The sequence below is a fragment of the Nocardia sp. NPDC051750 genome, assembly GCF_044453135.1.
In the GTDB taxonomy this organism is placed as follows: Bacteria; Actinomycetota; Actinomycetes; order Mycobacteriales; family Mycobacteriaceae; genus Nocardia.
The window spans coordinates 77,958-102,564 of sequence record NZ_JBITCK010000003.1; the positions used below are offsets into that span (position 1 = coordinate 77,958).

Annotated in this window: 21 protein-coding genes and 4 tRNA genes; 11 read left to right on the plus strand and 14 right to left on the minus strand. The window is 68.6% G+C overall.

Features of this window, described 5'->3' with window-relative positions:
• The first annotated feature begins 98 nt into the window (after nucleotides 1–98).
• A complete protein-coding gene (hemQ, locus tag ACIA75_RS13990; RefSeq protein WP_397103671.1) occupies nucleotides 99–794 on the plus strand; it encodes a hydrogen peroxide-dependent heme synthase in 696 nt (231 codons plus the stop codon).
• Nucleotides 795–891: 97 nt separating this feature from the next.
• Here hemQ and msrB read toward each other — a convergent pair whose 3' ends face one another.
• From msrB to ACIA75_RS14010, 4 genes are all read right to left on the minus strand, one after another.
• Nucleotides 892–1,344, minus strand: a complete 453-nt coding sequence (msrB, locus tag ACIA75_RS13995) for a peptide-methionine (R)-S-oxide reductase MsrB (RefSeq protein WP_397103673.1) — start codon at nucleotides 1,342–1,344, stop codon at nucleotides 892–894.
• Between the two features lie 38 nt (nucleotides 1,345–1,382).
• Complete coding sequence (locus ACIA75_RS14000; RefSeq protein ID WP_397103675.1) at nucleotides 1,383–2,738, minus strand: glycosyltransferase family 87 protein; 1,356 nt, start codon at nucleotides 2,736–2,738, stop codon at nucleotides 1,383–1,385.
• A gap of 118 nt (nucleotides 2,739–2,856) precedes the next feature.
• On the minus strand, nucleotides 2,857–4,407 hold the full coding sequence (locus ACIA75_RS14005; RefSeq protein WP_397103677.1) for an alpha/beta hydrolase: 1,551 nt from the start codon (nucleotides 4,405–4,407) through the stop codon (nucleotides 2,857–2,859).
• A gap of 74 nt (nucleotides 4,408–4,481) precedes the next feature.
• Nucleotides 4,482–5,246, minus strand: a complete 765-nt coding sequence (locus ACIA75_RS14010) for a pyrimidine reductase family protein (protein WP_397103679.1) — start codon at nucleotides 5,244–5,246, stop codon at nucleotides 4,482–4,484.
• Nucleotides 5,247–5,281: 35 nt separating this feature from the next.
• On the opposite strand from ACIA75_RS14010, the gene zapE reads away from it, so the two are divergent.
• The gene (gene zapE / locus ACIA75_RS14015) at nucleotides 5,282–6,298 is read left to right on the plus strand and encodes a cell division protein ZapE (RefSeq protein WP_397103681.1); all 1,017 of its coding nucleotides are present in this window, start codon (nucleotides 5,282–5,284) and stop codon (nucleotides 6,296–6,298) included.
• Nucleotides 6,299–6,452: 154 nt separating this feature from the next.
• Nucleotides 6,453–7,262, plus strand: coding sequence for a tyrosine-protein phosphatase (locus ACIA75_RS14020; RefSeq protein WP_397103683.1), 810 nt, complete (start codon nucleotides 6,453–6,455; stop codon nucleotides 7,260–7,262).
• 11 nt (nucleotides 7,263–7,273) lie between these two features.
• On the opposite strand, the gene ACIA75_RS14025 is transcribed toward ACIA75_RS14020, so the two are convergent.
• On the minus strand, nucleotides 7,274–7,807 hold the full coding sequence (locus ACIA75_RS14025; RefSeq protein ID WP_397103685.1) for a GNAT family N-acetyltransferase: 534 nt from the start codon (nucleotides 7,805–7,807) through the stop codon (nucleotides 7,274–7,276).
• A 163-nt stretch (nucleotides 7,808–7,970) separates the two neighbouring features.
• On the opposite strand from ACIA75_RS14025, the gene ACIA75_RS14030 reads away from it, so the two are divergent.
• From ACIA75_RS14030 to ACIA75_RS14040, 3 genes are all read left to right on the plus strand, one after another.
• Nucleotides 7,971–11,066, plus strand: coding sequence for an FAD-dependent oxidoreductase (locus ACIA75_RS14030; RefSeq protein ID WP_397103687.1), 3,096 nt, complete (start codon nucleotides 7,971–7,973; stop codon nucleotides 11,064–11,066).
• 7 nt (nucleotides 11,067–11,073) lie between these two features.
• Entirely contained in the window at nucleotides 11,074–12,027 is a 954-nt protein-coding gene (locus ACIA75_RS14035) for a LysR family transcriptional regulator (RefSeq protein ID WP_397103689.1), read from the plus strand.
• A gap of 149 nt (nucleotides 12,028–12,176) precedes the next feature.
• Nucleotides 12,177–13,091, plus strand: coding sequence for a hypothetical protein (locus ACIA75_RS14040; RefSeq protein WP_397103691.1), 915 nt, complete (start codon nucleotides 12,177–12,179; stop codon nucleotides 13,089–13,091).
• Between the two features lie 108 nt (nucleotides 13,092–13,199).
• Here ACIA75_RS14040 and ACIA75_RS14045 read toward each other — a convergent pair whose 3' ends face one another.
• Nucleotides 13,200–14,453 (minus strand): hypothetical protein, encoded by a 1,254-nt coding sequence (locus tag ACIA75_RS14045; protein WP_397103693.1) that lies wholly within the window; start codon nucleotides 14,451–14,453, stop codon nucleotides 13,200–13,202.
• A gap of 498 nt (nucleotides 14,454–14,951) precedes the next feature.
• Between ACIA75_RS14045 and ACIA75_RS14050 the strand changes: the two genes are divergently transcribed.
• Nucleotides 14,952–16,058: a hypothetical protein gene (locus tag ACIA75_RS14050; RefSeq protein WP_397103695.1), complete on the plus strand. Its 1,107-nt coding sequence runs from the start codon at nucleotides 14,952–14,954 to the stop codon at nucleotides 16,056–16,058.
• Between the two features lie 111 nt (nucleotides 16,059–16,169).
• Nucleotides 16,170–16,433 carry a helix-turn-helix domain-containing protein gene (locus ACIA75_RS14055; RefSeq protein WP_397103697.1) on the plus strand — a complete coding sequence of 88 codons (264 nt, stop codon included), beginning with the start codon at nucleotides 16,170–16,172 and terminating at the stop codon, nucleotides 16,431–16,433.
• Between the two features lie 177 nt (nucleotides 16,434–16,610).
• On the opposite strand, the gene ACIA75_RS14060 is transcribed toward ACIA75_RS14055, so the two are convergent.
• The 4 genes from ACIA75_RS14060 to ACIA75_RS14075 all read right to left on the minus strand — a co-directional run bounded on the left by ACIA75_RS14060 (nucleotide 16,611) and on the right by ACIA75_RS14075 (nucleotide 17,429).
• Entirely contained in the window at nucleotides 16,611–17,009 is a 399-nt protein-coding gene (locus tag ACIA75_RS14060; protein ID WP_397103699.1) for a DUF302 domain-containing protein, read from the minus strand.
• 156 nt (nucleotides 17,010–17,165) lie between these two features.
• A tRNA-Val gene (locus tag ACIA75_RS14065) sits at nucleotides 17,166–17,240 on the minus strand.
• A 1-nt stretch (nucleotide 17,241) separates the two neighbouring features.
• A tRNA-Cys gene (locus ACIA75_RS14070) sits at nucleotides 17,242–17,312 on the minus strand.
• A gap of 44 nt (nucleotides 17,313–17,356) precedes the next feature.
• Nucleotides 17,357–17,429: transfer RNA gene (locus ACIA75_RS14075), tRNA-Gly, on the minus strand.
• A 300-nt stretch (nucleotides 17,430–17,729) separates the two neighbouring features.
• Here ACIA75_RS14075 and ACIA75_RS14080 point away from each other — a divergent pair.
• A tRNA-Val gene (locus tag ACIA75_RS14080) sits at nucleotides 17,730–17,801 on the plus strand.
• A 175-nt stretch (nucleotides 17,802–17,976) separates the two neighbouring features.
• Nucleotides 17,977–18,489, plus strand: coding sequence for a nitroreductase/quinone reductase family protein (locus tag ACIA75_RS14085; RefSeq protein ID WP_397103701.1), 513 nt, complete (start codon nucleotides 17,977–17,979; stop codon nucleotides 18,487–18,489).
• Between the two features lie 259 nt (nucleotides 18,490–18,748).
• Here ACIA75_RS14085 and ACIA75_RS14090 read toward each other — a convergent pair whose 3' ends face one another.
• Complete coding sequence (locus ACIA75_RS14090; protein WP_397103703.1) at nucleotides 18,749–20,281, minus strand: sulfatase-like hydrolase/transferase; 1,533 nt, start codon at nucleotides 20,279–20,281, stop codon at nucleotides 18,749–18,751.
• Nucleotides 20,282–20,648: 367 nt separating this feature from the next.
• On the opposite strand from ACIA75_RS14090, the gene ACIA75_RS14095 reads away from it, so the two are divergent.
• Nucleotides 20,649–21,557 (plus strand): D-alanyl-D-alanine carboxypeptidase family protein, encoded by a 909-nt coding sequence (locus tag ACIA75_RS14095; RefSeq protein WP_397103705.1) that lies wholly within the window; start codon nucleotides 20,649–20,651, stop codon nucleotides 21,555–21,557.
• A gap of 24 nt (nucleotides 21,558–21,581) precedes the next feature.
• On the opposite strand, the gene ACIA75_RS14100 is transcribed toward ACIA75_RS14095, so the two are convergent.
• Genes ACIA75_RS14100 through ACIA75_RS14110 form a run of 3 tightly spaced genes read right to left on the minus strand, consistent with a single transcriptional unit; the run spans nucleotide 21,582 to nucleotide 24,602 of the window.
• Nucleotides 21,582–22,589, minus strand: a complete 1,008-nt coding sequence (locus ACIA75_RS14100; RefSeq protein ID WP_397103707.1) for an ABC transporter ATP-binding protein — start codon at nucleotides 22,587–22,589, stop codon at nucleotides 21,582–21,584.
• Nucleotides 22,582–23,601 carry an ABC transporter ATP-binding protein gene (locus ACIA75_RS14105; RefSeq protein ID WP_397103709.1) on the minus strand — a complete coding sequence of 340 codons (1,020 nt, stop codon included), beginning with the start codon at nucleotides 23,599–23,601 and terminating at the stop codon, nucleotides 22,582–22,584. The genes ACIA75_RS14100 and ACIA75_RS14105 overlap by 8 nt, the downstream gene beginning before the upstream one ends.
• Nucleotides 23,598–24,602: an ABC transporter permease gene (locus ACIA75_RS14110; RefSeq protein WP_397103711.1), complete on the minus strand. Its 1,005-nt coding sequence runs from the start codon at nucleotides 24,600–24,602 to the stop codon at nucleotides 23,598–23,600. Before ACIA75_RS14110 ends, ACIA75_RS14105 begins: the two co-directional genes overlap by 4 nt.
• Between the last annotated feature and the right edge of the window lie 5 nt (nucleotides 24,603–24,607).

Sequence of the window (24,607 nt, forward strand, 5' to 3'; positions counted from 1 at the left end):
CACCAACCCGATTACGGCCTTCCGGGGTCGAGTACACGGGGTCCCTCCGGAGCCGAACCCGTGCCGCCGCAGGCGGCGCAAATATATACAGTGGGGTCATGGCGCGACTCGATTACCAGGCCCTCAACTCCACCATTCGCTATCTGATGTTCTCCGTGTACCAGGTGCGGCCGGGTGCGTTGGGGGAAGACCGGGCGGCGGCGATCAAGGAGGCGCGCGCGTTCTTCGACGGGCTCGCGGATCGGGATGTGGTGGTCCGCGGTATCTACGATGTGGCCGGTATGCGCGCCGACGCCGATTTCATGGTGTGGACCCACGCCGAACGGGTCGAGGACCTGCAGGCGGCGTATGCCGACTTCCGGCGGACCACCGAACTCGGCCGGGCCAGCACCCCGGTGTGGAGCAATGTCGCGCTGCACCGGCCCGCGGAGTTCAACAAGAGCCATATCCCGGCTTTCCTGGCCGGGGAGGAGGCCGGGAACTACATCTGCGTGTATCCGTTCGTCCGCTCTTACGAGTGGTATCTGCTGCCCGACGACGAACGCCGCAAGATGCTCGCCGATCACGGTAAGCAGGCCCGCGGCTACGCGGACGTGCGGGCGAACACCGTCTCGTCCTTCGCCCTGGGTGACTACGAGTGGATTCTCGCGTTCGAGGCGCCGGAACTGCACCGGATCGTCGATCTGATGCGGGACCTGCGGGCGACCGAGGCCCGGATGCACGTCCGGGAGGAGACGCCGTTCTACACCGGCCCGCGAGTCGAGATCGATCAGCTCGTCACCGCGTTGCCCTGACCGCGTGAAAAAACCGACCGCCCGGTCGCGCCCCTGGAAATAGGGGCATGTGGACCGGGCGGTCTTTACGTAACGTACCGCTCGGCAAACGGAGAGCTCACTCCGCTGAGCTGGTCGAGGGGTGCAGCCGCAGCGAGATCGAGTTGATGCAGTACCGCTTGTCGGTGGGCGTCGGATATCCCTCGCCTTCGAAGACGTGTCCGAGGTGGCTGTGGCAGTTCGCGCACAGCACTTCGACACGGCGCATCCCCAGCGAATCGTCCTCCCGCAGCAGGACCGCGTCCGAGTCCGCCGGATCGAAGAAGGACGGCCATCCGCAGTGCGATTCGAACTTCTCGTTACTGCGGAAGAGTTCGGCGCCGCAGGCCCGGCAGCTGTAGACACCGTCGGTGGTGGTGTCGGTGTACTCGCCGGTGAACGGTCGCTCGGTGCCGGCCTCCCGGAGTACGGCGTACTCCTTCGGATCCAGTTTCGCCCGCCATTCCTGCGGGGTCAGCTGGATCTTCGGGGCAGGCAGGGAGGTATCGGTCGCATCGGCTTCGGAACTCATACGTCCACGCTAATACGACTACGCCGCGACGTCTCGTATCAGCCGTGAACGGCCTGCGTCTCGGCCATGCGCGCACCGGCGGGCGCGGGGTCGGCCGGTGCGGCACCCGCCTGGGCGCGTTCGGGGCGGTCCGGTTCGGTGCCCGTCGCGCCGGGGCCGTCGCCGGTGTCCCGGGAATCGGGCGCGGCGGACATCCACTCGGGGTCGAGGTGGGGCAGCCGGCCCGCCCGGCGGGCGGCCAGATACCGGTCGCCCAGGACACAGAACACCACGATCAGCAGCAGGCCCCAGCCGAAGGTGATCCGCAGGTATTCGAGGTTGCGGCCGATATCGGGCCAGCGGTCCGACAGCCATTTGTCGTAGGACATGAATCCGAATACCGCCAGCCAGGCAGGCCAGTTGCGCAGTACCGAATTGCGCAGGACCACCGACATCAGGAACGGGAACAGCATCATCGAGTAGTACATCTGGCCCAGCGAGGCGAGCAGGAACTCGGCGGTCAGCAGCACACCCGACGCGGTCGTGACGAAGAACAGTTCGTCCTCGCGGTAGTACCGGTACAGAATCCACAGCGAGATCAGCACCAGCACGGCCATGGACAGCCGGATACCCCACGTCAGCCACGGCGGCAGCCCGTAGTACTCGGCGTTGCCGGGGATGGCGCTATTGAAGTAGTCGCGCGTCTCCATCAGGTACGGGAAGGTCCGGCTGAAGAACCGTTCCGGGTCCTTGGACAGCGGCCAAGCGATAGCCGTCAGGACGATCGGTACCCCCAGCGCCGTGGTGAAGACATTCCACTGCTTGCGGACCAGGGCTATCAGCAGTAGCGGGGCGAGTGTGGGCTTTACCGCGATGGTCAGCCCGAGCACAACTCCGGCCCACAGGTCGCGTCGCTGCAACAACAAGATCAGGAACAGGACCTCGGCCAGCAGCAGGCATCCGTTGACGTTGGTGAACACCAGGGTGTTGATCACCGTCTCGGACAGGAACATCGCCAGCAGCAGGGCCGGGGCGGCGATCGAGCGCAGCGTGTAGTTGAACAGCTTGAGCAGCAGATACCACGCGATCAGGATTGCCACCGCGTTGAGCAGGATGAACAGCCAGCGCGACTTCTCGTAATCGATCACCGCGATCGGTGCGATCAGCAGGGTGCCACTGGGCGGATACAGGTAGTGCGGGTCCACCGACTCGAAATTCGCCGTGTACACCTCACGCCCGTTGAGGAAATTCAGCGAGGCTTGATACACCGGCTTGTAGTCGTCGGTGACGAAACCATTGACAGCCTTGATGAACACCCGGTTCAGCACGGTCATGACCGCCAGCGGCCAGAGCGCGAACCGGATCACGTCGGCGGTGGTTCGAGCGGTGCGAGGCTCGAGCTGTCGAAGGAACACCACGGCACGGTACACCGGATGGTGCCGCGGTGTTGCCGGGACCCACCCTCGACGCGCCGGTCAGGCGCACGTGCGACCCCGCTCGCGGCATCCGCGGACCGGGGTGCCGGTGGCCCGGTCAGGCCGGGCAGGCGCTGCCGTCGCCGGGGAGCCGTCCGTCCTTCAGATAGTCGACGAGCGCGGTCTGCGCGCAGCCGGAGTGGGTACTGACCGGATGACCCCACCCCTGCCAGTTCATGGTCGCGTGCCGGGCCCCCGCGGCGCCGAGAGCGCCCGTCACCGACGCCGCGGCGGTCCCGCTCACCGGGTCGCCGGCCCCGGTGAACACCAGCACCGGCAGTTCCAGTTTCTCCAGCCGGGGTGGTGCTTCGGTGACCGGCCACGCCGAGCAGACCAGCATCGACAGTGCCGCTGACCGGCCGAACGCGGGATATTTCTCGGCCCAGATACCGGACAGGTCGGTGACCTGCGGGGCGGGCGGCGGCTGCGGGATATCGGTACAACCGTTGACGAACTGGCCGTCGCCGGCGGTCGCGGTCTCCTGGCGGTCGACGATTGCCCGCAGGGCGTTCACATCGCCACGATCGGCTGCCGACAGCGCATCGGCCAGCTCGGCCACCCGGCTCGCCTGGTCGCCACGCGGGCTGCCGAGGAACCCGGTGACCGCGGTGCGTACCGCGTTTGCCGAAATGTCGCCCAGCTGACCTGCGGCGGCCTTGCCGACCAATTCGGTCACCTTCGTGCGCGGATCGGGCCCGAGCGAACAGGCGATCCCGGCGCACTGCTGCGCGAACGCATTCAGTGCCGCCTCCGCGCCCTGGACCGCGGTTTCGGTCCGGGTGATGATGTCCACGCCGACCGGGGTGGGCGAATCGAGCACCAGCCGGGCCAGCTGGGAACCGTACTTCCGGGCGTACTCCAGCCCGACCTGGGCGCCGCTGCCGGTGCCGAGGAGCGCGATGTGCTCGACCCCCCATTCCCGGCGTAGTTGCTCGATATCGTCGGCGGCGTGCGCGGCGTCGAAGGTGCCGTCGTAGGGCTGCAGGAAGTCCCGGCAGGCGATGGTGCCGTTGCGGGACAGGTCGATCATGGCGGCCACCGGGTCGCCGCCGGGGGCGAACTGGGCGTTGTCCTGCAGGCCGCTCCGGATATCGGCGGGCAGGCAGTCGATCGCCTGGGAGCTGCCGATCCCGCGGCGATCCACGGCGACGACGGGATGGGCGGCCAGCAGCGCGCCGGCCGGTCCGGTGGCCAGACCCGCGAGGGTGGCGGTCGAGGAGCGGTCCACTCCCGAGGTCAGGACCAGCGGGGTGGCGTCGGCCGGGGTCTGCGGGAGGCGGGCGCGTACCGCACCGGCGCGGAAGTTGCCGAGTACCGTGCCCGCGGTATCGATCGGAGTCGAGAAATCCGCGCATTCGAGCACCAGCCCGGCCGGCCCCGGGCCCATCCCGGATTCGTCGAATGTCTCGCGGGTGCAGTCGCGCCAGGCCAGATCCTTTGCCGGAACCTCGGCCGCCGGTGGCGGCGGGACCTGGGCCGAGGTGGTGGAATCGCCTGGCACAGGCGGACGTTCGACGGCGACATGCGGGCGGTCCGAAGGACCGGCGCCACATCCGGCGATCATGATCAAGAGTGCCGAGGCCGGCACCACTGCCCGAGTCCAGCGCATGCGCTACACCCTGCCAGGTCCGGTTCGGATTCGCCTGAGCGGGACACCACCGGTGGCTGCGGGACAGGCCGCGGTCACGTGCGCACCCAGCGGGTGAGGATGGTCCCGTCGGTATCGAACAGCACATGCACCGGTGTCATCTGCCGGGCGAAGGCCTCGTGCGATACGGAGATCCGCCGCGCGCCGCCGCCGGTGAGCAGCGGGGCGGTGGTGAGGCACAGTTCGTCGACGGCTCCGGCGCCGGCCAGCGACCCGAACAATTGCGGCCCGCCCTCGCACAGCACCCGCCGCAGTCCGCGGGCCGCCAGCACACCCGGCAGTGCCTGCGGCGCGATGACGTGATCGCCGACCTCGATCACGTCCGCGCCCGCCTCGGCGAGTGCGCGTTTACGGGCGGCGGATGCGGCCGCGGTGGTCAGGATGAGCGTCGGGGTACGGGCGGTGGTGATCGCCCGGTGCTCGGGGTCCACCCCGGCGGACGCCGTCACGATCGCGATCGGCGGCGGGTCGCCCTCGGGATGTCCGCCCACACCCCGGGCATACAGGGTGCGCCGCAACCGGGCATCGGTCTGGGCGCCGCCGTAGTTCTCGGCGCGCACGGTACCGGCACCGACGAGCACGACCTCGGCGAGTTCTCGCAGCAGGTGGAACACCCGTTTGTCCGCCGGTGTGCCGAGAACTTCCGAGACCCCGCCCGATCCGGTGACCGCGCCGTCGATACTGGAAACGAAATTGACCCGCAGCCAACTTTCTTCCCGCGCGGCCGGATAGGCGTACAGGTCGGCCAGGGCCGCGTTGTCGAGGTCTGTGAGCTGGATCGCATCAGGGATACGCTGCATAACAACAGCTCATATCACGTCATTAGGCTACGTCCATGCAAGAACGCCTCGTCGACCGCCGCCCGGAGGTCCCCGCCGACCAGTTGGTCGCCCAGATGGTGCCCCCGCCCATGTTCGACGAGGTCGGTTTCGACACCTACATTCCCGACCCGAACGAACCGAGCCAGGCCGCGGCGGTCGCGGCGGGCCGCGCATTCGCGGCCAAAGTTGCCGCGATCCACAAAGCGAGCCAGAAGAAATCGTTGTTCGGCAAGAAGAAACCCGCCCAGGGCGCCGGCCTGTACCTGGACGGCGGTTTCGGTGTCGGTAAGACCCACCTGCTGGCCTCGATCTTCCACAGCGCCCCGGCACCGAAATCCTTCGGCACCTTCGGTGAGCTCACCAACCTGGTCGGCGCACTGGGTTTCGCCAACGCCGTGCAGCGGCTCGCGGCCAACAGTGTCCTGTGCATCGATGAATTCGAACTCGACGACCCGGGCGACACCATGCTCGTCTCCCGGCTGCTGACCGAGCTCTCCGCGAGCGGTGTCTCGATCGCGGCCACCTCCAACACCCTGCCCGGCCAGCTGGGGGAGGGGCGCTTCGCCGCCCAGGACTTCCTGCGCGAGATCAAGAAGCTGGGGTCGATCTTCGACACGGTGCGGGTGGACGGCCCCGACTACCGGCACCGCGATCTGCCACCCGCTCCCGAACCGAGCAGCCCGGAACAGCTGACGGAACGCGCCGCCGCGACTCCCGGTGCGACGCTGGACGATTTCGATGCCCTGCTGCACCATCTCAGCACCCTGCACCCGTCCAAGTACGGAGCCCTCATCGACGGCGTCCCCGCCGTGCTGGTCTCCGGTGTGCACCCGGTGACCGATCAGGCCGTGGCCCTGCGCCTGGTGGTACTGGCCGACCGGCTGTACGACGCCGGAACTCCGGTGACCGTTTCCGGGGCGAAACTCGACGAGATCTTCTCCCAGGAGATGCTCGACGGCGGGTACCGCAAGAAGTATCTGCGCGCGATCTCCCGGCTGCTGGCGCTGTCGCGGTTCGAGGTCGCGGCCTGAACGCCGCTGGATGGTAGCCGGGCGTTCGTCCGGAGCCGTCCGTCCTACCCCGGGACGCGCGGGCGCCACGCCGTTTCCGGGTTGACCGGGGGCCCGTGGGTTGGTTTGCTGAGTCGGGCGCGGGTGGCCGCCGAGTAGCGATGGGAGTTCCACCATGGTTCATGGTCCGGCACGGGTACCGGTCGCTGTCCTCACCGGTCTGCTGGTGGCCTTCGGTCCGGCGACCGCAGTGGGTCTCGCCGATCCGCCGCCCGCCGCCGAGCTACTCCAGGTCGATCGCTCGTTGCATCTCGCCGGTGCCCCGAACGCCCGGGATCTGGGCGGTTACCGCACCGCCGACGGGCACACCGTCCGCAGCGGAATCGCTTTCCGCACCGATCAGCTCACCAACCTCACCCCCGCGGACCTGGCCGAACTCACTCGGCTCGGGGTCCGGAAGGTCGATGATCTGCGCACTGTGTACGAGCGTGCGCTCGGCCCGGACCGGATTCCCGCCGGCGCGCAGTCCAACTGGTACGACGTCATCGGGGCTGCGCCACTGCCCGAGCTGATGTCGACGCTCGCCGGCGGCAACGAGATGTACCGCGCACTGGTCACGGCCCCCGGCGCGAACCGGGCGGTGGCCTCGGTACTGCGCGATGTCATCGAGACCGGACGGACTCCGGAGGGCGGGGCGGTGGTGTTCCACTGCACCGCGGGCAAGGACCGCACCGGCTGGGTGGCCGCGGTGTTGCTCACGGTGCTCGGTGTGGACCGCGATACCGTCACCGGGGATTACCTGCTGTCCAATCACTATCGCAATGCGGCGCCCGGTGACGGCCTGGCCGGGGTCGAGCAGGAATGGCTGGACTCGGCATTCGACCAGGTCGCGCAGAGTTACGGCAGTTTCGACCGGTACGTCAACGAGGGCCTGGGTCTGAGCACGTCCGATGTCCAGGCGCTGAAAGCCCGCATGCTGGCCTGATTCCGCCGCGGTCAGAAAACCAGGCGCAGTACGAAGTCGTGGTGAACCTGGCGGCCGACGGTGAACGTCTTGGTGCCCACCTGCTGGAACCCGTACTTGGCGTAGAACCGCTGCGCGCGCAGATTCTGCTGGTTCACACCGAGCCAGATACCGGCGTAACCGGCCCCGCGGGCGCGTTCCAGCGCGGCCTGCATAAGCGCGCTCGACACCCCGGCGCCGTGATGCCCCGGCAGCACGTACATCTTGCTGATCTCGAGGACGGGATCCAGGTCGACCGCGGCCGCCACCGCCGGGTCGGCCGGGGTCCCGCCGTGCAGGATGGTGTAGCCCACGATCTCGTCGTCGGCGACGGCCTTCAGCACCGTCCGGGCCGGATCGGACAGGTATTCGCCGAACCGTTCACCGGAGAGCACATCGGTGAGGAACACCTCGATGTCGTCGATATCGGTGCCCGGGGGACAAGCCAGCGGGAAGGTCGCGGCGGCGACATCGCTGAGTGCTTCGGCGTCCCACAGTCCGGCCCGGTCCACGGTGACAGTGGTCATAGGTCAATGAGACCACAGCGCGACCGGCCCGCGGCATGTACGCAGGTCCGGTGCGCGGTGATCACACCGGACCGCTTCCCGGCCCGTCCTCCCGACCTGCGGTGATGAGTGAAATGCAATCTCCGGCTTTGCTGCCGGACGCATCCGACGTAATCTCTCGCCCATGAGGAGCGGGAACCGCATCGCAATCGTCGGTGCGGGTATCGCGGGTCTGGTCTGCGCGAAGGTCCTGACTGAGGATGGGTTCGCGGTCGAAGTGTTCGATCGCGCCCCCGATATCGGTGGCGTGTGGAGCGAGACCCGCCGTTACCCGGGCTTGCGGGCGCAGAGCACCAAGAACACCTACCACTTCTCCGACCATCCGATGCCGGCCGACTACCCGCGGGTTCTCGACGGCGCACGGATGCAGGAGTACCTGTCGAGCTACGTGCGTGCCTTCGGCCTGACCGATAAGTTGCGCCTGCGCACCGAGGTGGTGGCCGCGGACCCGGTCGACGGCGGCTGGCTGCTGGAGATCCGGGACGCCGACGGCGTGCACCGCACCTCCTGCGACCACCTGGTCATCGCCAACGGTGTCTTCAGTGAGCCCGAAGTCCCGGATTTCGCGGGCGCCACCGCATTCGCGCGGGCCGGCGGCCAGCTCGGCCATTCCACCCAGTTCCTCGATGTGGAGGCGGTACGCGACCGCTCGGTCGTCGTGGTCGGCTACGGCGCCGCCGCCGGTGACCTGGCCACCGAGATCAGCCGGGTGGCCGCCGACACCACGGTGGTGGCGCGCCGGCTGCTGTGGAAGATGCCGCGACGCCTCGCCGCCGGCCTCGATGCCGAACGGATCCTGCTGACCCGCACCGGTGCCGCGCATTTCCGCCATCCCGATCCGGGCCGGTTCGAACGCCTGCTGCACGGGCCCGCCCGCTCCTTCCGGGAGAGCAACCTCGACCTGATCGAGGCGCTGGTGGCGGAGCGCTCCCGGGCCGCCGAGCTCGGGCTGCTTCCCGGAGTCCGGTTCGAACAGGCCTACGATGCCGCATTCGGCCTGGCCACGACGGAATTCGCCGAACAGGTGGCGCAGGGTCGCATCGCGGTCCGCGGACAGACGCGGGTCGTCGCTTTGGGGGGCGGCCCGGCCGGTCCCTTCGCCGAACTGTCCGACGGCCAGCGGATACGCGCGGATATCGTCGTCTGCGCTACCGGCTTCCAGCAGCGGGTGCCCTTCCTGACGCCGTACGTGCAGCGGCAGCTCACCGACGACAGCGGGAATTTCCGGTTGTACCGGCAGATCCTGCCCCTGGATGTGCCGCATCTGACCTTCGCGGGCTACAACACCTCGCTGCTCAGCGCGGTCGGCGCGGAAGCCGCCGCACATTGGACCGCGGCCCTGCTCACCGGAAGTCTGGCGCTACCGGCGATCGAAACGATGACCGAGCGGATCGACAGCCGCCTGCAGTGGCTGGACGAGCACACCGGCGGCCGCCACGCGCACGGGACGGTGACGCCCTACGCCCTCCGCGATATCGACGAATTGCTCGCCGATATCGGGGTGCGGCTACCGCTGGCCGCGCGTGCGGCGCAGTGGGTCCGGCCGGTCCGGCCGGGCGATTACCGGGTGCTGTCCCGGCGCAAACGCCGTGCCGGCGGGCAGCCCGAGACGCCTCCGGTGCCCGCACCGCCGGCGGCCCAGGCCCCACCCACCGCGCCACTTGCCGTCGCCCCGCCCGCAGCTGCCGGTGGCGCGCGGGCCGCGTCCGCCGGACCGGCGCCCGTGAGTTCCGCGGCATCCGCCGAGTCGCCGACCGTCCGGATTCCGGAGGCCGTCCTCGCGAACGCCACCCGGACCACCGCGCTGCCTGCTGTGGACCCGGCCGCCCGGACGCGGCCGGTGCCTGAGGTCCGACCGGCCGCCGCACCCGCACCGCCCCGATCCGCGCCCGCCGCCTCTTCGCCTGCGCCGATACCGCGACCGGCGCCTTCGCCCGCACCCGCACCGCCGCGATCGGTCCCTTCACCCGCGCCCGCACCGCCCCGGTCGGCGCCGGTGCCTGGGCCCGGGACGCCGAGGTCCGCGGCCGCGCAGGAGGCGGCCGCCGAGGCAACCCGGCGGGCCGCTGCCGAACAGCGGGCGGCCGGGATTGCCGCCCGTTCCAACAATCCGACGGTGCGGATCGATATGCGCACCGCGCAGTCACTGGCGGACGGCGTGCCGCAGGGGAGCCCCGAGTCGCGACCGGCCGGCCCCGCCGGGCCAGGTCCGGCGGCAGCCGCTCAACTTCCGCAGACCGGGGTGCCCGTCGAGTCGCCGAGCTCGCACGGCGATCCGGCCGGTCAGGGGCCCGGCCGACCGGGATCCGGTCCCACCTCTGAGGAGAAGCCCAGCACGTTCGACGCCGATTCCCCGAGCGCCGCCGTCGGTTCGATCCCGTCACCCGCCGCCTCAGCTCCGGAAAGCGCCGCACCGACCGCGGAATCGGCGACCGCCGAACCGGATGCGCCCGAAGTCGGCGAGTCCGTCGGGCGGCCGGCACCGGCCGAGCGGTCGAGCACCGAACCCGTGGCGGACGCGGTCGCTCCCGGACTCCCGGCCGAGGCCACGGAGCCGGCGGTCGACGCGGCACCAGGTCCGTCGATCGGGCCGTCGGTGGGACAGGCGGACGAACCCGGTAGGACCGTTGCCGAGGGTGCCGGGCCGGTCACGACCGGCAACACCCAGCAGGAGAACGGAACAGCTCAGGCCGCCGCATCGGTCGCTGTAGAAGCAGGGGCCGATGACCGGGCAACCGGTCCCGGCGCGGAAAGTGTCGGCCCCGCCGCCGACATGTCCACCGCGGCCGCGGACACATCTGGCGGTGACGTGCAACCCGTGAGCGAGGCCGGGGCCGGGAGTTCAGGTGGAGCGGCCCGGACGAGCGCATCATCTGCCGAGATCGCGCGTCCGACCGGACCAGCGACCGGGTCGCCTAAAGACGTCGTGGATCCGGTTGCGGCCGAGGGAACCGAGTCGCCTGCGGAGGGCGTGGATCCGGTTGCGGCCGGTGAGACCGAGTCGCCTGCAGCGGCTGTGACCCCTGCGGGTGGCGGGTCGTCCGCGGAGCACGAGACCGGGCCCACCGTCGATGCCGTGGCTTCAGGTCCGGCCGAACCGGAATCGGCTGCGCACGCTGCCGCGTCTGCTGCGGAACCCGGGAACCCGGAGGACTCGACTCAGCCGGAAACCGAAGCCGCCGCCGGGCAGCCCCCGGCGGGCACGGCTCGGCGGACCTGAGCCGGGCGTGGCCGATCTCGACCTGAATCTTCTGGTGGCGCTGCACGCCCTGCTCGAAACCAACAGTGTCACCCGGGCCGCCGAACGACTCAGCACATCACCGCCCGCGATGAGCCGGACATTGGCGCGATTGCGCCGTGTGTACGACGATCCGCTGCTGGTGCGTGCCGGCCGCGAACTGGTGCCGACACCCCGGGCCCTCGAACTGCGCTTCGAGGTGAGTGCACTGGTGGAACAGGGCCGGGCATTGCTGGCGAAACCCGATGTCGTCGATCCGACAGCTCTGGTACGCGGTTTCGCGGTGCACGTGGACGATGCTGTGCTGCCCGAACTCGCCGGCCGATTGCTGACCGCGGTCCGCGCGCAGGCGCCGGGGGTGACGGTGCGTTTCGTCCCGGCCGATTCGGCCGGGACCGCGAGCGCGCTGCGGGACGGCCGGATCGATGTCGAGGTCGGGGTGATCGCCCACGCCGACCCGCAGACCCGGGTGGAACGCGTCCGCGGGGATCGGCTCATCGGCGTTGCCGCACCCGGTCATCCGCTGGTCGAGGAGCGAGTGACGGTCGCCGCGTATGCCGCGGCGGCACATATCAGTATTTCGCCGCGGGGCATCGCCCGCGGTGTCGTCGACGACCGGCTCGCCCTGCACGGCCGCACCCGCCGGGTGGTGGCCACGGTGCCCGATCTGACCACCGCGCTGCTGGCCGTGCGGTCCGGCGCGGTCGTCTGCCCGGCACCGGCGCTCGTCGCGACCACCACCTTGCCCGCACTGGGCCTGTGTGCGTTCGAGATCCCGCTGCCACTTCCGGAGGTGACGATTTCGCTGGCCTGGCATCCGCGCAACACACCCGATCCGGCGCATGCGTGGTTGCGCACGCTGATCCGGACCGTTCTGTCATCCGGTGATCCGGTGACCGGGACAGTGCGCCGGGAGAAGGTTGGGCAAGTCCCACTTGGGTAACTGCTGGGCAGAAACCTGGCGCTGACCGGCAGTTGTGGCGCACCCTGGGAGTGTCGGTGTGGTGGTCGGGCCGGCGCGGTGGGACAGGTTGGATGGGTGGTCGCATGCAGACGAAGCGGCGAACGGAAGTACGGTGCGGGCGCCGGACGATGCTGTCCGACCTGGGGATACCGGACGGTTCCGCGCGTCCGGAACAGACCGAGGATACCGCGTCCGGATACGGTTGCCGCTGTTCCCGCTGTGTGGAAGCCCAATGGAACACCCAGCGGCTGAAATACTGGCTGGCCGCCCGGTTGCTCGCGTTCGGTGCCGACGAGGCGGTGGTGGACCGCGCGTGCGGGCCGCTGACCGTCGATGTCTGGTGGCGGCGCGGCACCGAACAGTTCGCGATCGAGGTGCGGTCCGGCCCACTGGCTCAGGAACTCGCGCAGCAGCATACGGACCAATTGAAGGCACTGGGTTTCGCCGGCGTGCTGTGGTTGTGCGCGCCGGGTTTCTGGGTGGCGCAACTGCCCGCCCTCGGTATCGCCGATCTCGCGCCGGAGTCGTGTGAATACCGCGCGGACAATGGGGTGCTCGAACTCGGCTCGGAGGGCCTGGTGGTCCCCGGTGAGCGCCCGTACCCGCTGCGGGAGTTCCTGCGGGAATGGGTGACAGGTGAGGTCGCGTGGGGTTACCGCGATCATTTGAGGAAGGGATGGGCGGCAGTGACCGACTGGGAGAAACACACCCGGACACAGGCGCTGATGCTCGAACAGCAGCGCCAGGAACTCATCCATCAGCGCACCGCGCTCGCCGTGGCCCGGCAGGCGGTGCGCGAGAAGAAACATCAGCTCGACCGGGAGCATGCCCGGATGGAACGGACAGCCCAGCGTGCGCGGGATCAAGCCGAGGCGGTGGCCGCGGTGGGACGGCGGATCGCCGATCAGGAGCGGGTGCATCGCGCACTGGAGGACACGATCCGCCGCTTGCACAAGACCATCGACAACTGGCAGGTGGTAACGGTTTTCGTGATGTTGTTGCTCGCCACCTTCATCGCGGCGACGATGCTGATCAAGCCGTGACCGGCGGTGCTGATCAAGCCGTGATTGGCGGTGCCGGCCGAGCCGTGACCGGTAGGGCTGGTCAGGACGTAATCGATGGGGCCGATCACACCGTGGTCGACAGGCTCGTCAGGTCGTGACCGGCAGGCGGGCGGCCGGGTGTGGTTCGACCCCGGCCGCCAGCCGGAACGGCGCACGGTCCCACCGCCATTCGTGACGGACCACCAGTGCGAGCAGATCCAGCAGTTCGATCCCCGTGTCGTTGCGCAACCGCCGCAGGGCGGGCAACCGGACCGGCCCGTCGGCGAGAAGATCTGTGAGCTGTTTGCCGATTTCCCCGGAGACCGGATGGGCGGCGAGTTCCTGCTCGCCCCAAGCACTTCCGGTCCACAACAACCAGCCCCACCCGTTGTCGTGTGCCAATGCGCGGGCGGCGCGCGCCTTCATCCGGTTCCCGTAGAAGCCGATATGGCCCAGCGGTTGCACATCGATGAGGACGCGGCGGCCGTCGTCGAGCTCGGCGACCAGCGTCGGAAAGTGCAGCTGTTCCTGGCCGTCGACCCGATAACCGACAGCGTCGGGATATTCCTGGAAGTTCCGGATGCGATCGTCGGTGTCGAGCAGGCGCATCAGGCGGGCTTCGAGTCCGGAATCGAAGCCGATATCGCGGCCCGGCTTGTGCAGGTAGAAACGGCCGCGTCCGTCGTCGTCGAGATCGAACGCGCGGGCCGCGACAGTGGGCAGGGGCGCGGACGCCACAGACGTGCCGGGCCAATCGATCCGATGCGGCCACGGGGCGGGTGGCCCCGCAGGCGGCCCGGTTTCCCGGAGCCGGGACAGCAGATGATTGGTTTTCTTGCGCCAGCCCACGATCCGCTGGGTGACGAACCCCGCCACGCGCTTCGCGTCGGCCGCGCCGTGCCCGGCCAGCCGCAGCTTCAGATACGCCAGATCGTTGACGGCGATATCCGCATCGGTAGCGTAGGTTTCGGCCAGCAGCGCCCGCGTGAGTACGGAATCCCGGGTACCCACCGGATAGCGCCGGGCGTACTCCGGCACCGGAAGCCGCCCGGAACGCGCGGTGTGCCGCAACAGTTCGCCGACTGCCTTGGTGTGCAGTTGGCGTGCCCGGTCGCGGGAGAAATCGAAGCGGGCGCCGATCCGGGTGAGCGTTTCGGGACGCTCCCCGGCGATACCGAGCCGGAACCGGAGGATGGCACCGGCGCGTTCCCGATCGACGGCGTACTCGGCGACCAGCTCGTCGAGGGCATGCGCGCACTCCTCGAGCTCGAACGAGAGATGGTCGCGCAGATCGTCAGGGAAATCCGCCGCCTCGCCGGGACCCGGATCGTCGGACATCGCACGGACTGGTTCCGCCTGCACACACCCCCCTTTCGGGACCCGGCTCGAGTTCGTGCGGGTCAGCTTAACGGCGTCCACCGACAAGATCCGGCACTGCCCACCGAAACCCACCGGCAACGCACCGGCTCGGAGCGATATCCGCGCGCCCGGCCGTTCCCGTGCTCTCTCGCCGCGACGGGACTCACCGATGAATGGCCTTCCCTGCGCACCGGGCGATCCGCAGCTGCTCGCCCCCGCTTTCCGGTGCCGGCCGAGCGGTGGAAAACCTCGGCTCCGGACACCGTCTGCCACCGGTCGTGTCCGTGATCCTGTGCTCTGACGGCTTCGCCCGATTCGATTGCTCACCTGCGCGAATGAAGTGCCGCCGTGTGCTGTAATGAGTTCGCGAAGTAGCTGCTGAACCGATCCGACCAGGGACGGCGCTCACGAAACCACGGTCTGCCGCGGGGCCACCGGCCTGCTGCGGAGGGCCCACCGGGCGCCGGTGCGTCATCGCGACCATCAGATGTGGAGGCGTTCGTGCTGCATACCGATATCCCGGCCAGTGGCGAGATCAAAGCGCTCGCGGCAGTCACCGATCCCTGGTGTGTGTCGATCTACACCCCTACCGAATCCGATACCGCCGATCCGGACCAGAACCGGATCGCCTTCTCGAACCAGGCGCGGCGGACGCTCGAGCTGATCTCCGACCCCGCGGCGCGGGCCGCGCTGGAGGAAGAATTCGACGCCTATATCGACGACGCGCATTTCTGGCGGTTCCAGTCGCGCACGCTCGTCGTCCTGGCCACACCGACACGTATCCGCACCTACCGCGTACCCAACCAGTTGAACGCTTCGGAGACGGTCGGCGATCGCTTCTACCTCAAACGCCTGCTCCGGGCGGTGACCTTCCCGCAAACCGCCTTCGTTCTCGCGCTGGCCGAAGGCGGTGTCCGTCTGGTCGAGGTCACCGCGAACCGCCCGGCCCGCACGGTACCGATACCCGGCCTGCCGACCAGCGCCGCCGACCACGCGGGAAAGGCGAGCCTCGCCGACCGCGCACCGAAACGCCGCGTCCAGGGCGACGAAGGCACCAAGATGCGAGCCCGGCAGTACGCCCGCGCCATCGACACGGAACTCCGCGATGTGTTCACCGGTCGCGATACCCCGCTGATCCTGGCGGCCACCGAACCGATCAACGCGCTGTTCCGCTCGGTGAACAGCTACGACAACCTGCTCGACGAAAGTATCCCCGGCAACCCCGAGCACACCACCGATCACGAACTGGCCGACCGCTCCCGCGAGATCCTGGACCGCCACTACGCCGCGCAACTCGCCGATCTCGTCGATCTGCTCGAGCGCCGCCGCAGCGAGGGCCGAGCCGCCACCGATATCTCCGATCTCGCACGAGCGGCCGCCGCGGGCGCCGTCGACACGTTGCTGGTCGATATCGACGCCTCGGTTCCCGGAACGGTATCTCCAGACGGCGCAGTCAGTTTCGCTGAGCCGGCTGCCACCGAAGCCCCCGGCGTCCTGGACGAGATCAGCCGCCGCGTCCTGCTTACCGGCGGCGACGTCCTCGCCGTCCGTACCGCGGACCTCCCCGACGGCGCGCAGCTCGCCGGCATCCTCCGCTATGCGCCGTAGCTCGGATACGGGTCGCGGAATCATCCCGGACCGTAGCCGCGTCTGACGGATCGTGGTCGGGGTCTCCCGAGTACCGGTGCACGGGAGTACGAGGGCACTCAGCCTTGACTTATGGACCTCGGGGAGCGGCTCCAATCCGTCCGGAAACGACGCGGCGTCACGCAGCGAGAGCTCGCGGGGAGGTCCGGTGTCTCGTTGTCCTACGTTCGCAAGATCGAACAAGGCGAGCGTGATGATGCCCGCGTCGAGACGCTGCGGCGGGCGGACAGTCCACAGAGGTCTCGGAACGCGGCCTGGAGGCCGTCCTGGCCGACGCGACAAGGCTCTATCACGACAACCGCTACGAGAAGCCGGCTCTCCTGTTGCCGCGCTTGATCGAGGACGGAAATGCGGCTGCGGTGCGGCACGCGGTGACCGAGTTCGCCGCACTGGTGACCCCGAGCCGGGTTTATCCGCGTGGCTGCCAATGGCCGGCGATAGAGATGGGGAACGCGTAGCAGTAGCCCTCGGGTGGTAACCGCCGACCGGCCCGACGGCCGAGTCCGGACGGGTTCAGGAGCCGACCGCGTCGATGGCGGCCTGCAGGAGCCGGCCGGCTTCCTCCGCGACCGGGGCCAGTCCGGGTTGTCCGGTGACCTGCACCATGATCTGCGGGTCCATAGCTTCGACGTGTACCACCCGATCATTGCCCGATTCCGCCCGGACCACGACGTTGCACGGCAGCAGGAGCCCGATCTGCCGGTCGATATCGACCGCGCGGTGCGCGAGTGACGGGTTGCAGGCCCCGAGGATGGTGTAGCGCTCCATATCGACACCGATCTTTTCCTGGAGCGTGGCAGTCATATCGATAGTGGTGAGCACACCGAACCCCTGATCGCTCAGGGCGGCACGGGTGCGGTCGAGCGCTTCGTCGAAAGTCGACTCGATCTGGGTCGAGAGTGCGAGCGGCATGGCACGGCTCCTGTCGTCTGGAAGATCGTCTGTTCGATCCCGGCACCGACGGATACCCGGCTGCGAGCGATATGAACTAGGTGGCGGGCGGGGCCCGGAATGCAGGAGAGGCACCTTCCGAGTTTCTCGAAAAGTGCCTCTGACCTGGCTTGACGATGGTGCGCGATACTGGGATTGAACCAGTGACCTCTTCCGTGTCAGGGAAGCGCTCTCCCGCTGAGCTAATCGCGCGAGGTGGAGACGGGAATCGAACCCGTGTGCACGGCTTTGCAGGCCGTTGCCTCACCACTCGGCCACTCCACCGCGCAAAGGGGGAAGGCATACTATGCGCCTGGCCCTACCTCTCGAGCGGATGACGGGATTCGAACCCGCGACCCTCACCTTGGCAAGGTGATGCGCTACCAGCTGCGCTACATCCGCATTCGCTCCCCGGCGGCCTCGCGGCCCTCCGTGGTGCGAGACAGAACATTAGCCGACATACGGCGAAACCTACAAATCGCCTGGTAGAAGGCCCTGAACTACACGGATGTCATTCGCTGTGGCGGTATCGCCCGCGACCGCGAGTGCTGCCCGACGGAAACCGTCACCGATTGCTCGGCACGTCGGCCGTCGGTCCCCGAACGGATGACATCAGGGCGATTTGGCGGCGAACGGGTGGTGCGTGTTAAGGTTCCTACTCGTTCGGAGGGTGCCGAAAAAGGACCCGCCGAGCGATTCCCTGGTCCCATAGCTCAGCGGGAGAGCGTCCGCCTCACACGCGGAAGGTCGCTGGTTCGAAACCAGCTGGGACCACTCGAATGCCCCCTTGATCCTTGCGGTTCAAGGGGGCATTTTTGTATTCCATCGAAGGACGGACGGCCTTCCGGTTTGTGTCCGATTTCCACCCGTATCGACCGCTGTGGAAAACGTAGGGTCCTCACGTCGAACCAGGACGGAAACTGGCCTAATTCCGCGAAAGACTCGAATCATGAGCGAAACCGAAGTGACCGAGGGACAGCCGGAACAGGCAGACATCACCGACTACGACGATCCGAACGCACCGTGGAACCAGGCCTGGGATGGGCAGGACGGCATCGCCAACTGGAACGATGATGTGATCAAGGAGTTCCGGGAGAACTCGGGCAAGGTGGGTGGTGCTTACGCGGGCGGGGACCTCATCCTGCTCACTACCACGGGAGCCAAGAGCGGCAAGCGGCACACAACTCCGCTGGGGCCCCTGTACCGGGGCGACACCATGTTCGTGAGTTCGTTCATCGAAGACAAGTACCCGGCGTGGTGGTATAACATCAAGGCGAATCCGCAGGTCACTATCGAGCTCCGGGACAAGACCTACCAGGCGACCGGCAAGGTGCTCGAAGGCGCGGACTACGACGAGTTCGCGGCCTGGGTGCTGCCCAACAACCCCCTGCTGGCGGATTTCCAGTCCAAGGTCGACCGGCCGATGCCGCTGGTCGTGCTGAACTTCGACGACGAGGGCTGAGCGCATCGCCACCGCGACGACGAGCCCACACCTACGACGGCGCGGTGGTCCAGCCGGCCACAATCGCCTCGGTGGTCTTGCGGAGCGGGGTTTGATCCCGGCCCGGGCCCGGCGGCCCGGCAGATATGTCGGGTCGGTGCGTTTGGACACGATGCCATCGAGATGGTTGTCCCGCGCCGCGGCGATCAACTGATCAGCACCGACACCCGGGTCGACCTGCTACCTGATTGCGCACGAGCAGCTATCGGGTGTTCTCGCTTCAGTGTGGGGCGAGTTCTTCGGTGATCAGTTGATCGACGAGGTCGTTCAACTCGTCGATCAGCGGTGCGGCAGTGGGTTCGTGGGCGAGGTTACGCATTTCGAGTGGGTCCTCGTGCCGGTCGTACAGCTCGTACTCGAACTCGTTGCGTGGACCGTCGATGCCCTCGGCGGTGGAATAGCGGGCGAAGCTGTAGCGCGGTGTGATCGTCCCGCGTAGGCAGTACCTCGCGCCGGGTGTCTGTCCGCCACTGGATTTCGCGTCCGAGGTGAGCAGCAGTGCTTCTCGGACATCGGCTTCCGGGGTGTGGAGCAGGGAAGTCAGGTCGCGGCCGGTGCTCGGCAGCGGGACGCCGGCCAGGGCGGCGAGGGTGGGGACGAGGTCGATATGTGAAGTGAGGCCGGCGGTGGTGGTGCCGTGGGTTTCCGGTGCGCGTGGGTCGGCGATGGTGAGCGGGACGCGGTTGTTCTCGCGGTAGATCATGGCGCCTTTCTGCCGCAGCCCGTGGGCGCCGCCGAGTTCGCCATGGTCGGAGACCCGCACGATAACCGTTTCCTGGGCGGCGCCGCTGGAGTTCAGGCCGTCAAGGACGCGGCCGATGAGTTCGTCGGTGCGCAGCATGAGTTCGAGGTACCAGTTGCCCCACTGCTGCCACTGGCGGCGTCCCTCCGGAGAGGTCACCTCCCCGGGCATGACCCCGCCGACGGCGGTGTTCAGCGTCCGCCACGTGCTCTGCACCCGCGGTTTGGTGGAGAGATCGGTTTCGAAGTTGGGCGGGACGTCGGCGCCGTGGTCGGGGACGTCCGCGAGGCGGTAGAAGCGGGGGCAGAACATCATGTCGTGCGGGTTGACCATGCTCACCACACACAGCCACGGATCCGGGCGGGCGGCGTTGTCGCGTAACCAGTTCACCGCTCGGTCGGCCACCCCTGGATCTTCTTGCAGCCCTTCGTTGGGGCCGCCGCCGCCGAGGACGTCGTGGGATTCGTGGAAGCCGTAGCTCGCGAGTCCCGCCGGGTCGGGGCTCACCGGATTCGACAGATGCCATTTACCGATGTAGGCGGTGTGATAGCCGGCTTGTTGGAGCAAGGTGCCCAGGGTGGGCAGGGCGGTGTCCAGGTCGGCGTTGGTGCTGCCGGTCATCTCGAGTACACGGTCCATGAAACCGCTGCCGCCGACATTGTCGATCATCCCGTTCGCCGGGGCGTGCAGGCCGGTGAAGAAGGTGGACCGGGCGGGCGTGCAGGGTGCGGTCGGAGTGTGGTGCATGGCGAAACGGACGCCGGCGGCGTCGATACGGTGGCGTGCGGGCAGCGAGAACCCGGAAGGCAGCGCGATATCGGCGCGCTCCTGATCGGTCATGACGACCAGAATGTTCGGGCGGCGGGCGGGCGCCGCGGCTGCCGGGGCCGCGGTCAGGGTGCTCAGTGCGGGGACCGCGAGCGGCGCGGCCGCCAGCAGTGAGAGCAAGTGCCGCCGTCCGGGATCCGGGATCGCACGCGGGTCCGGGGTAGGTGGGGTGTGCTGGGGCACGCGGTCACCTTTCGTTCGCGAGCGGTAGGTCGGGGAGGAGCGGCTATACGTTCATCGGGCGCCCGCAGGCGTGCCGAACGGTACCCGCGGCCGCGGGTACCCGATCTTGTGGCCGCACGGTACTCGTCGAATCCGCCGGGCGGCATATCGCGCTCGGCACAGACGAGTGGCATGGAGGGGCCACCCGCCCCGGATTCGGAACTCCTCGAGGCACCGGGGGACAACCGGCGGGACGGGACGGCCCGTGCCCGCAGGTTGGGCCGCACCGGTTAGCCGGGCGGCCGATTTCGCTCTGACCTGCAGAAAAAGGCCACGACTCCGGTGGGAAATCCCACTGTTCGACACGATCGGGCGACACAATGTGGCGATGCGAACCTATGCCCGTGTACTACTGGCGGCTGTCGCCGGGATACTCGTTGTCTTCGCTCCCGCCGCCGTGGCCGCGCCGGTCCCGGGTAGCTCGCAGCTTCCGTTTCCGCTGACTCTCCAGCCGGACGGCGTGCAGGCGCCGGCGGCGGCGCTGGCGGAGGCCAATACCGGGATGCTCGTGTGGTCCCGGCAGCCGGATATCCGCGTCCCGATCGCCAGTCTCACGAAGGTGATGACGGCCGTTGTCGTGATCGAGTCGGGCGATCTCGAGCGGCCGATCACCGTGCCGCGGACAGCCGTGGACGCGTCGGCCGCCCACGGCGGAAGTTCCGCCGGCCTGGTTCCCGGCGAAGTGCTCACCGCACGCCAATTGCTGTACGCGATGATGCTCCCCTCCGGCTGCGATGCCGCCTACGCCCTGGCCGAGGCCTACGGACCCGGGCAGGACGCCTTCCTCGGCAAGATGAACGCCACCGCGCAGCGACTGGGTATGCCGAATACTCATTTCACCGATGCCAGCGGTCTGCCCGTCCCCGACGATTACGCCACGTATTCCACGCCCGCGGAACTGGTGCGGCTCGGCCGGCACGCGATGGCCCACCCGGTGTTCCGGGAGATCGTCCGGGCCCCGGTCTATCACCAGCCCGCCGGTGCCGCGAACCAGGACCACGTCTGGGAGAACACCAATGGGCTACTCCGCGAGTATGCGGGCACCACGGGTATCAAGACCGGGTCCACGAACGCCGCCGGGACCTGCCTGCTGTTCGAAGCCTCCCGGGGTGGTCAGCGGCTGATCGGTGTGGTTCTGAACAGCTCACCCGACGACCTGGACGCCGCGACAGCCGATGCCAGACGCATCATGGACTGGGGCTTCGTCCCGATCCTCAGTGGGGTGCCGATCGGCTGACCCGGTGCAGTGGCAGGGCCGCGATCACTTCGCGGCCACCGGGACCTCCGCCCGTACCGTCCTCGGGTGATAGCACTCCGCGATATGCCCGGCCTCGTGCTCATCGGTCGCGGGCGGTGGCGTCGCGCTCGCGCAGATATCGGTCGCGTGCCGGCAGCGGGTGCGGAACCGGCAACCCGACGGCGCGTTCAGCGGGGACGGGACATCGCCCTGGAGAATGATTCGCCGGCCGCGTGCTTCGGGGGCGAGTTGCGGTGCGGCCGACAGCAGCGCCTCCGTGTAGGGGTGCGCGGGACGGTCGAAGACGGCGTCGGTGGATCCGGTCTCCACGATGCGTCCCAGGTACATCACCGCGACCCGGTCGGTGACATGCCGGACGACGGACAGATCGTGGGAGATGAACAGGTAGGAGATGCCGATCTGCCGCTGCAGGTCGTCGAGGAGGTTGAGTACCTGCGCCTGCACCGACAGGTCGAGGGCGGAGACCGGTTCGTCGCAGATCACCACGCTCGGGTTCAGCGCCAGGGCGCGCGCGATGCCGATACGCTGCCGCTGCCCGCCGGAGAATTCCTGCGGATACCGATGCGCGTCGCCCGCGCGCAGGCCGACCAGGTCCAGGAGTTCGCGGATCCGTTCCGTCCGGGCCTGTGCGGACGGGTACAGGTCGCGGTGGGTGCGCCACGGTTCGGCGATGATCTCGCCGGCCGACATCCGCGCGTTGAGCGAGGCGTAGGGGTCCTGGAACACCATCTGCACCCGCCGGCGGAATGCCAGCAGGTCCTTACCGCGCAGGGCGAGCGGGTCCGCACCGTCCCAGGTGACGGTGCCCGAATCGGGCCGTTCGAGCATCATCAGCGTGCGGGCCAGCGTGGTTTTTCCGCAGCCTGATTCGCCGACGAGTCCCAGTGTCTCGCCGCGGCGCAACTCCAGGTCGATGCCGTCCAGCGCGCGCAACCGGTTCTTGCCCGCCTTGTTCGCGGCGACCTTGAACGTTTTGGTCAGGCCCCGCACCCGGAGCAGTGGTTCAGACATGGCTCGACTCCTCGGAGAAATGGCAGGCCGACAGACGCCCCGGAGCTACCGGCTCGAGCGTGGGCCGGGTGTGGCAGGCGTCCCGGACGATCGGGCACCGTTCCCGGTAGACGCAGCCGGCCGGGATCGAATGCAGGTCCGGTGGAGTGCCGCCGATCGACTTCAGCGTCGCCCCCCGGTGGGTGCCGACGGGGACCGAGTCGAGCAGGCCTTTGGTGTAGGGGTGCCGTGGCCGGGCGAAAACCTCTGCCACCGGGCCGGTTTCGACCACGTTTCCGGCGTACATGATCACCACCCGGTCGGCTTCCTCGGCGACCAGGGCCAGATCGTGGGTGATCAGGATGACGGCCATATCCCGTTCCGTGCGCAGATCGCGCAGCAGGGACATGATCTGTGCCTGGACGGTGACGTCGAGCGCGGTGGTCGGTTCGTCCGCGATCAGCACCGAGGGGCGCAGCGCGACCGCCATGGCGATCAGCAGTCGCTGCCGCATACCGCCGGAGAACTGATGCGGGTAGGCCCGCATCCGGGTCTGCGGTTCCGGTATTCCGACACGCGTCATCAGCGACAGCGCTTCGCGCTCGGCCTGTTTCGCCGACATACCGCGATGGATCCGGAACGGTTCGGCCAGTTGCTTACCCACCGGGTACACCGGATTGAGCGCGGTCAGCGCGTCTTGGAAAACGATCGCCAGTTCGGTGGCGGCGAGCGCGCGGCGCTGTTTGCCACTTGCGGTCACCAGGTCGACCTCGCTCAGGCGTGCCGAGCCCGCGGTGATCTCGGCGACCGGATCGAGCAGGCCGACCAGCGCCTGCGCGGTCATCGATTTCCCGCACCCGGATTCGCCGAGCAGGGCCAGGGTCTCGCCGCGGCGGGCGGGGAAGGACACCGAGTCGATCGCGCGCACCGTGCCGGACGGTGTGCGCAGGTCGACGGTCAGTCCGGACACCTCGAGGGCCACGCGGTCGTCGCCGGACGCGGTGGGCTGGGACGTGAGTGCTGGCGCGTTCACTGCGGCATCACCATCTTTCTCGTGGGGAAGAGCCGGGAGCGGCGGGAGCGCGGCACGGTGAGCCGCCAGCGCTGGCCGGGGTCGGTGGCGATCCGCGCCCAGGCGGCCAGGACGGTGGCCGAGACCGTGGTCAGCACGATGGCCAGGCCCGGGAAGAACGACAGCCACCACGCGGTCTGCAGATAGGTCCGTCCCTGTGACACCATCAGCCCCCAGCTGACATCCGGGGGTTGGATGCCGATGCCGAGGAAGCTCAGCGACGATTCCGCCAGCATCACGTAGCAGAAGTCGAGGGTCGCCACGGTGAGCAGGGTGGGCAGCAGGATCGGGAACACATGCCTGCGGATGATCGTCGCACTGCCCGCGCCGAAGGTCCGCGCGGCGTCGACGAACAGCCGGCTGCGCAGTTCGGCCGCCTCGGCCCGGGCGGTGCGCAGATAGATGGGGATGCGGGTGATGACCAGTACCGCAATGATATTGGCGATGCTGGGCGAATACACATAGAGCACCACCACGGCGAGCAGCAGCGACGGAAAGCTCATGATCACATCGGCCACCCGCATCGCCACTGTCTCCCGCCGGCCGCGGTGATAGCCGGCCCACATGCCGACCAGCGACCCGATGACACAGGACAGTGCGACCGCGGGGAGCGCGACGAGCAAGGTGGTGCGGCACGCCACGATCAGCCGGGCGAGCACGCTACGACCGAGCGGGTCGGTGCCGAGGATATTGATCCAGCCGTGGTCCGGATCGAACGGCGGGAGGGTCGATTCGTCGAGGTTCTGCTCCCTGGCAATATCGCCGAGGACCAGCGGCCCGAACACACCGACCAGGAACACCAGGACGAGGACGAACGCGGCCGCCGTCGCGAGACGGTCGCGCAGCAGCAGCCGCCACAGCGAGACCTTGCCGGGTGCGGCGGGCGCCGGTGCTACCGGAATCGTGTTGTCGCCGGGAGCGGTGACCGCGTCCGTCGGCCGAGGACCGGAATCAATGGACATTTCGA

What these genes read in the sequence shown, in the direction of transcription:
- hemQ (WP_397103671.1), top strand. Translation starts at nt 99, where the DNA reads ATGGCGCGACTCGATTACCAGGCCCTCAACTCCACCATTCGCTATCTG.
- msrB (WP_397103673.1), bottom strand. Translation starts at nt 1,344, where the DNA reads ATGAGTTCCGAAGCCGATGCGACCGATACCTCCCTGCCTGCCCCGAAG.
- ACIA75_RS14005 (WP_397103677.1), bottom strand. Translation starts at nt 4,407, where the DNA reads ATGCGCTGGACTCGGGCAGTGGTGCCGGCCTCGGCACTCTTGATCATG.
- ACIA75_RS14010 (WP_397103679.1), bottom strand. Translation starts at nt 5,246, where the DNA reads ATGCAGCGTATCCCTGATGCGATCCAGCTCACAGACCTCGACAACGCG.
- zapE (WP_397103681.1), top strand. Translation starts at nt 5,282, where the DNA reads ATGCAAGAACGCCTCGTCGACCGCCGCCCGGAGGTCCCCGCCGACCAG.
- ACIA75_RS14020 (WP_397103683.1), top strand. Translation starts at nt 6,453, where the DNA reads ATGGTTCATGGTCCGGCACGGGTACCGGTCGCTGTCCTCACCGGTCTG.
- ACIA75_RS14025 (WP_397103685.1), bottom strand. Translation starts at nt 7,807, where the DNA reads ATGACCACTGTCACCGTGGACCGGGCCGGACTGTGGGACGCCGAAGCA.
- ACIA75_RS14030 (WP_397103687.1), top strand. Translation starts at nt 7,971, where the DNA reads ATGAGGAGCGGGAACCGCATCGCAATCGTCGGTGCGGGTATCGCGGGT.
- ACIA75_RS14040 (WP_397103691.1), top strand. Translation starts at nt 12,177, where the DNA reads ATGCTGTCCGACCTGGGGATACCGGACGGTTCCGCGCGTCCGGAACAG.
- ACIA75_RS14055 (WP_397103697.1), top strand. Translation starts at nt 16,170, where the DNA reads ATGGACCTCGGGGAGCGGCTCCAATCCGTCCGGAAACGACGCGGCGTC.
- ACIA75_RS14060 (WP_397103699.1), bottom strand. Translation starts at nt 17,009, where the DNA reads ATGCCGCTCGCACTCTCGACCCAGATCGAGTCGACTTTCGACGAAGCG.
- ACIA75_RS14085 (WP_397103701.1), top strand. Translation starts at nt 17,977, where the DNA reads ATGAGCGAAACCGAAGTGACCGAGGGACAGCCGGAACAGGCAGACATC.
- ACIA75_RS14095 (WP_397103705.1), top strand. Translation starts at nt 20,649, where the DNA reads ATGCGAACCTATGCCCGTGTACTACTGGCGGCTGTCGCCGGGATACTC.
- ACIA75_RS14100 (WP_397103707.1), bottom strand. Translation starts at nt 22,589, where the DNA reads ATGTCTGAACCACTGCTCCGGGTGCGGGGCCTGACCAAAACGTTCAAG.
- ACIA75_RS14110 (WP_397103711.1), bottom strand. Translation starts at nt 24,602, where the DNA reads ATGTCCATTGATTCCGGTCCTCGGCCGACGGACGCGGTCACCGCTCCC.